The following is a 5552-nucleotide window of genomic DNA, read 5'->3' as shown; positions in this document are numbered from 1 at the left end:
TGCGGCCGGTGATCATATCCGGTATTAGACCCCGTTTCCAGGGCTTGTCCCAGAGTGAAGGGCAGATTGCCCACGTGTTACTCACCCGTTCGCCACTAATCCACCCCGAAGGGCTTCATCGTTCGACTTGCATGTGTTAAGCACGCCGCCAGCGTTCGTCCTGAGCCAGGATCAAACTCTCCGTGAATGCTTCCAGGTAATCCTGGTTACACATCACGAGAGCGGAACCACCGGAGGAATAATCCGATGGTTCACAGCGTCCTCGCTGTGTGTTTCTTCAAAGGAACCTCGTCCGTCGATCAAGTGACCGATGTGGACGGGGTATCAACATATCTGGCGTTGACTTTTGGCACGCTGTTGAGTTCTCAAGGAACGATCGCTTCCTTTGAAACCGTATCACCGGTTTCTCCGGGCTTTCCCTCCGGGCCTTTCGGCCTTTCGTGTTTCCAACCTTACCAGATCCGTTTTCCGTTCCGTTTCCGGTCCGAATTCCGTTTCCGGTGGCCTGTTGGAGGGCCTTTGCCTTTCGGCGGTCTTGACTTTAGCAGAGTCGCAGCGGCCGACCTAATCGGCTTCGCGATTACCTGCGGGGGTCAAAGTGCTCCGTCGGAAATGCATTCACGAACGGAGCGGTTCAGATGCCAACGGCTGCGCATGAACGTACCACGCCGCTCATCGCAACCGTTAAAATCTACCTCCCCACATGGCCCGTGTCAACAGGTTTCGGGGAGATGAACACCGTACCAGGTCAGCGGGGCGCTCCGCACATCACCCGAAGGACGACGGCGGGGTCTCCAGCTCCTCCAGTTCGATGCCCGGGGCCGCGAGCACCACGTCGCCGGCGATGTGGACCGTGTGCTGCTCACCCGTGTCCAGCTCGCTGACCTGGTATTCGTCCACGGTGAGCGGGCCGCTGTCCGTCGAGTGCACCGTACTGCCGAGCAGGGCCCAGGACTGGTCGACCGTGCGGGGGGCGAGGACCGGGTCGGTGAAGGCGACGAGGCGGACGCGTACCGGCCCCGTGCCGGGCTCGAGCCGGAGCATGCGGGAGAGGGCGACGAGGAACGCCGGGGAGGTGCCGGTGAACGCGTGGGCCTGGGTGTTGCCCTCGGTCGCGTGCTCTCCTGCCGGGTCCGTACGGACCCAGGTCACGCCCTCCATCGCGCCGCCGCGGATCCGCCAGCTCGCGGCGTGCAGCTCCAGGCGGAGGGGACGGCCGAGTTCGTCGAGCGTGAGGTCCACGGAACCGGCGTGCTCACCCGAGGGCGAGGTGCGCTGTGCGACGTAACGCCATCCGCTGGGGCCCGGCGCGCAGTGGAAGTGCTCTTCGCCGAGGGGAGCGTGGTCGTGGGTGTCGTGGAGGGAGTAGCGGCCGCGGGGCATGGTGACGTCCTTGAAAACGAGCCGGGGCCCGCCCCGGCCGTAACGGCGCGGACGGGCCCTGGGGCCCCGCCGGTGCGGCGGGGCCGGTGACCGACGCTCGGCGCGTCGGCCGGGGCGATCAGTAGCGGTAGTGGTCGGGCTTGTACGGACCCTCGACCGGGACGCCGATGTAGTCGGCCTGCTCCTGGCGGAGCGTGGTCAGCTTGGCGCCGAGCGCTTCCAGGTGGAGCCGGGCGACCTTCTCGTCCAGGTGCTTGGGCAGCACGTACACGTCGGTCGGGTAGGACTCGGGCTTGGTGAACAGCTCGATCTGGGCGATGGTCTGGTCCGCGAAGGAGTTGGACATCACGAACGACGGGTGACCGGTGGCGTTGCCCAGGTTCAGCAGACGGCCCTCGGAGAGCACGATGAGCTTCTTGCCCTCGGGGAACGTCCAGGTGTGGACCTGCGGCTTGACCTCGTCCTTGACGATGCCGGGGATCGCCGCGAGACCGGCCATGTCGATCTCGTTGTCGAAGTGGCCGATGTTCCCGATGATCGCCTGGTGCTTCATCTTGGCCATGTCGGTGGCCATGATGATGTCCTTGTTGCCCGTCGTGGTGATGAAGATGTCCGCGGTCTCCACCACGTCGTCCAGGGTGGCGACCTGGTAACCGTCCATCGCCGCCTGGAGCGCGCAGATCGGGTCGATCTCGGTGATGACGACCCGGGCGCCCTGGCCGCGCAGGGACTCCGCGCAGCCCTTGCCGACGTCGCCGTAGCCGCAGATGACCGCGACCTTGCCGCCGATCAGGACGTCGGTGGCGCGGTTGATGCCGTCGACCAGGGAGTGGCGGCAGCCGTACTTGTTGTCGAACTTCGACTTCGTCACGGCGTCGTTGACGTTGATCGCCGGGAAGAGCAGGGTGCCCTCCCGGTGCATCTCGTACAGACGGTGGACACCAGTGGTGGTCTCCTCCGTGACACCGCGGATCTCGGAGGCGAGCTGCGTCCACTTCTGCGGGCTCTCCGCGAGGGTGCGGTTGAGCAGCTCGAGGATGACGCGGTGCTCGTCGTTCTCGGCGGTGGAGACGTCAGGCGCGGCGCCCGCCTTCTCGTACTCGACGCCCTTGTGGACGAGGAGGGTGGCGTCGCCACCGTCGTCCAGGATCATGTTGGGGCCGCCGGTGGCGGTACCCGGCCAGGTCAGCGCCTGCTCGGTGCACCACCAGTACTCCTCCAGGGTCTCGCCCTTCCAGGCGAAGACCGGGATGCCCTGCGGGTTCTCCGGGGTGCCGTTCGGGCCGACCGCGATCGCGGCGGCCGCGTGGTCCTGGGTGGAGAAGATGTTGCAGGACGCCCAGCGGACCTGCGCACCGAGCGCGGCCAGGGTCTCGATCAGGACCGCGGTCTGCACCGTCATGTGCAGCGAGCCGGTGATCCGGGCACCGGCCAGCGGCTGGGATGCGGCGAACTCCTTACGAAGCGCCATCAGGCCGGGCATCTCGTGCTCGGCGAGGGTGATCTCCTTACGACCGAAATCAGCCAGGGAGAGGTCGGCAACCTTGAAGTCCTGACCGGTGTCGGCTGTCGTCATGAGTGCTGCTCCTCATCGATCGGTTGGCGAGCGAGAGTGTTTCGGCTGGCCTGCGGGCAGCGGGCACTGTGTGTCCGGGAAGGTGTGTCGTAAATCGGACACACGTGTCCCCTTTGCTCGCAGCGCGCAGTCCGTCGGAGGCCCTCTCTCCCTCGGCCGACCCGCGGAACGGGCCGCCCGACCGCCATCAGCAGCGACGTCTGGCTCGGTCACGAATCTACACGCTGGGCGGGGTGAGCCCCAGCCCGCGGGGGTGTTGTTCGGCCCACGCCGGGGGACGGGGCCCCGCGTCGTACGGCGCACCGCTTTGATCCCGTCCGCGGGTATTGCAGGATGCCGCTGGCACGGGGACGCTTGCACATTCCCGCGCTGCTCGGCGCGTTGACGACGTTGTCCACGCTGCCGGGGAAGCTGATCCTGACAAGGAGAACCACGTGACCAGTCCAGCCGATCCCCCCAACGGTGCGGGGGCCAGCGACAGTGCGGAGACCGGCGGGCCGGGACTCAGACTGCTCGCCGTGACCGCCTGTCCGACGGGCATCGCCCACACCTATATGGCCGCCGAGAAGCTGGCGCAGGCCGCGGAAGCGCTCGGCCACCGTATGAAGGTGGAGACACAGGGCTCGATCGGGGCCGAGAACGTTCTGTCTGACAACGATGTCAGCGAGGCCGACGGCATCATCATCGCCGCCGACAAGGACGTCGACCGCAGTCGGTTCGTTGGGAAGAAGGTGCTCGTCGTCGGGGTGGCCGAGGGGATCCACCATCCGGAGCGGCTGATCGAGCAGGTGAGTGACGCGCCGGTGTATGAGGGGCGCGAGGGTGTTTCGGCCGCGTCGGGTGCGGGTGCCGGGGCGGGTGCCGATGCCGGGGCGGGTGCGGGTGGCGGTGGCGGTCGTAAGGGGCGCGGCATCACCTATAAGGCGCTCATGAACGGCGTCTCGTACATGATCCCGTTCGTGGTGGTCGGCGGTCTGCTGATCGCCGTATCGCTCGCCCTGGGCGGCGATACGACGTCCAAGGGGATCGTCATCCCCGACGACTCCTTCTGGAAGACCGTCAACGACATCGGCACCATCGGCTTCCAGCTGATGATCCCCGCCCTGTCCGGCTACATCGCGTACGCCATCGCCGACCGGCCCGGGCTGGTGCCCGGCATGGTCGGCGGCTGGATAGCGGCCCATGGCGAGCTGTACGACAGCGAGGCGGGCGCCGGGTTCATCGGGGCGATCGTCACCGGCTTCCTGGCCGGGTATCTGGTGCAGGGGATCAAGAAGGTCCGGGTACCGAAGTTCGTCCAGCCGATCATGCCGATCATCGTGATCCCGATCGTGGCGACCTCGGTGCTCGGCCTCTTCTTCATCTACGTCCTCGGCAGGCCCATCGCCTGGGTCTTCGAGAACCTCACGGATTGGCTCGGCGGGCTGACCGGGACGAGCGCGGCGCTGCTCGGCATCATCCTCGGGCTGATGATCGCGTTCGACATGGGCGGACCGGTCAACAAGACGGCGTTCCTCTTCGGGGCCGGGCTGGTGTCCAAGAACCCCGAGGTCATGGGCGCGTGCGCCGCGGCCATTCCGGTGCCGCCGCTGGGTCAGGGGCTGGCCACGCTGATCCGTCGCCGGATGTTCGACGACCAGGAGCGGGAGACCGGGCTCGCCGCCCTCTTCATGGGCTTCTTCGGTATCACCGAGGGTGCGATTCCGTTCGCCGCGGCGCGGCCCGCGCTGGTGATCCCGGCGAACATGCTCGGCGGTGCGGTCGCCGGGGCCATAGCCGGACTGGCGGCGGTCGAGGACAGCGTGCCGCACGGGGGGCCCATCGTGGCGGTGCTCGGTGCGGTGAACGGCGTGCCGATGTTCTTCGTAGCTGTGGTCGTCGGTACGGCCGTCACGGCGGTGGCTACGGTCGGGCTGATGTCGATGGGGGCGGCGCGGGGGTCGGGGGGCGCGGTGTTGGCGTCGGCGCCTGCCTCGGCGCCTGCCTCGGCCGGTGCCTCTGTTGTGGCCGAGCCGGTGCTGGTGGGGGGTGGTGTGGGTTCTGCGGGTTCTGCGGGTTCTGCTGCGGGTGGTGCCTCTGCCGCTCCTGCTTCTGCCGCTCCTGCCGCTGGCGCGGGGTCGGTTGAGGGTCAGGTGCTGTCCGGGTATCTGACCGAGCAGACCGTCAAGGAGCAGCTGTCCGCTGGCCGCAAGGACGATGCCATCCGCGAGATGGCCGAACTGCTGGCCGCGAGCGGCAAGGTCGCGGACGCCGCGGAGCTGGTGCGGGTCGCGTTCGCCCGCGAGGACCAGGGCACCACCGGTCTCGGCGAGGAGATCGCGATCCCGCACGCCAAGACGGACGCGGTGACCGCCCCGGTCGTCGGCTTCGCCCGGTCCGCCGAGGGCATCGAATGGGGCGCGCCGGACGGTACGAAGGCTCGGCTGGTCTTCATGATCGCGGTGCCGGAGGCTGCGGCGGGGGATGAGCACCTGCGGATTCTGGCGCTGCTGTCGCGGAAGTTGATGGTTCCGGAGTTTCGGGAGCGGTTGGCTGGGGCTGCGGATGTGGGGGCGATTCTGGGGGTGTTGGGGGAGATCGAGTAGGTGGTGGG

3 protein-coding genes are annotated in these 5552 nt (G+C 67.5%); 1 reads left to right on the top strand and 2 read right to left on the bottom strand.

Features of this window, described 5'->3' with window-relative positions:
* Window positions 1–768: 768 nt before the first annotated feature.
* Together SSOG_RS26910 and ahcY are read right to left on the bottom strand one after the other, a co-directional pair.
* Window positions 769–1383: a hypothetical protein gene (locus SSOG_RS26910; protein ID WP_009717417.1), complete on the bottom strand. Its 615-nt coding sequence runs from the start codon at window positions 1381–1383 to the stop codon at window positions 769–771.
* Window positions 1384–1501: 118 nt separating this feature from the next.
* The gene (ahcY, locus tag SSOG_RS26905) at window positions 1502–2959 is read right to left on the bottom strand and encodes an adenosylhomocysteinase (RefSeq protein ID WP_009717416.1); all 1458 of its coding nucleotides are present in this window, start codon (window positions 2957–2959) and stop codon (window positions 1502–1504) included.
* Window positions 2960–3393: 434 nt separating this feature from the next.
* On the opposite strand from ahcY, the gene SSOG_RS26900 reads away from it, so the two are divergent.
* Window positions 3394–5544 (top strand): fructose-specific PTS transporter subunit EIIC, encoded by a 2151-nt coding sequence (locus SSOG_RS26900; RefSeq protein ID WP_009717415.1) that lies wholly within the window; start codon window positions 3394–3396, stop codon window positions 5542–5544.
* Window positions 5545–5552: the final 8 nt, after the last annotated feature.

The sequence above is a fragment of the Streptomyces himastatinicus ATCC 53653 genome, assembly GCF_000158915.1.
GTDB classification, from domain to species: Bacteria; Actinomycetota; Actinomycetes; order Streptomycetales; family Streptomycetaceae; genus Streptomyces; species Streptomyces himastatinicus.
Note: the sequence above shows the minus strand (reverse complement) of the source record. Positions and strands in the feature narration are given on the sequence as shown.

Excerpts from the sequence above, each read along its gene's own strand:
- SSOG_RS26910 (WP_009717417.1), bottom strand. The coding sequence starts at position 1,383 with ATGCCCCGCGGCCGCTACTCCCTCCACGACACCCACGACCACGCTCCC.
- ahcY (WP_009717416.1), bottom strand. The coding sequence starts at position 2,959 with ATGACGACAGCCGACACCGGTCAGGACTTCAAGGTTGCCGACCTCTCC.